A 650-nucleotide genomic window follows, 5' to 3' on the forward strand; every position below is an offset into this window, starting at 1 on the left:
GTAAGCGTCCGGCCATCCCCTCTTGACTGCGCCGAATCGAGCTCACCGCTACATTGGGTGGATTCGCCGACTCACGGCATATCCGGTTCATGAGGCTCAGATGCAATCCAAGGAACATTGGGAGCAGGTCTATACGACGAAGTCCGAGAACGGCGTCAGCTGGTTCCAGGAGCACGCGCGTCAATCGGTCGAGCTCATCGCGCGCACGCGGGTGTCCAAGGAGGCGAGCATCATCGACGTCGGCGGGGGCGCTTCAACTTTGGTCGACGATCTGCTGGCCAATGGCTACCAGCATGTCACGGTCCTGGACCTGTCGGAGGCCGCGCTGGCTGCATCGCGTGCACGGCTTTGCGAGCGAGCATCCGGTGTGAGTTGGCTCACTGGCGACATCACGAAGGTCGAGCTTCCGCGCCATGCCTACGATGTCTGGCACGATCGCGCCGTCTTCCACTTCCTCACGACTCGCGAAGAGCGCGAGGCCTACGTCAACGCGGTCATGCGCGCAGTCAAGCCCGGCGGCCACGTCATCGTGGCGACGTTCGCCGAGGACGGCCCGGAGAAGTGCAGCGGGTTGCCCGTGATGCGCTACAGCGCCGATGGCCTGCATGCGGAGTTCGGCGCTCCGTTCACGCTGCTGCAGCAGGAGCGCG

1 protein-coding gene is annotated in these 650 nt (G+C 64.2%); it reads left to right on the forward strand.

The annotated features are described in order from the left end of the window. Window positions 1–100: 100 nt before the first annotated feature. Window positions 101–650: class I SAM-dependent methyltransferase (locus AC3WOE_RS30545; protein ID WP_492696320.1), on the forward strand; the 550-nt coding region annotated here is incomplete at its 3' end.

This window comes from Roseateles sp. FW305-36, from assembly GCF_058787015.1.